This window comes from Bradyrhizobium sp. Kon10, assembly GCF_055807395.1.
The window spans coordinates 1-231 of sequence record NZ_JBVVOZ010000439.1; the positions used below are offsets into that span (position 1 = coordinate 1).

Here is a 231-nt window from a genome sequence, read left to right on the forward strand (position 1 = left end):
CTCGCATCGCGGCGGCCAGGCCTGGGTGATGCGCCGGCGCACCCAAGGCGAGATGGACCAGCTGGTGGCGGCGGCCGGCTTCGAGAAGCTCGACCAGCGCATCGACCAGTGGGGCATCTTCACCGTCTCGGTCGCGCGGCGCGCCTGAGCATGGTCTTGCCTGCCCTTGGCCCTACCGATGCCCCTGCCCCTTCTGGCTCCGCGCGCGAGCCGTACGCCGGCATCGTGCTG

Annotated in this window: 1 protein-coding gene; it reads left to right on the top strand. The window is 71.9% G+C overall.

Annotated elements, in window-relative coordinates:
* Positions 1–148: class I SAM-dependent methyltransferase family protein (locus tag AC0L2O_RS37665; protein WP_473373303.1), on the top strand; the 148-nt coding region annotated here is incomplete at its 5' end.
* Between the last annotated feature and the right edge of the window lie 83 nt (positions 149–231).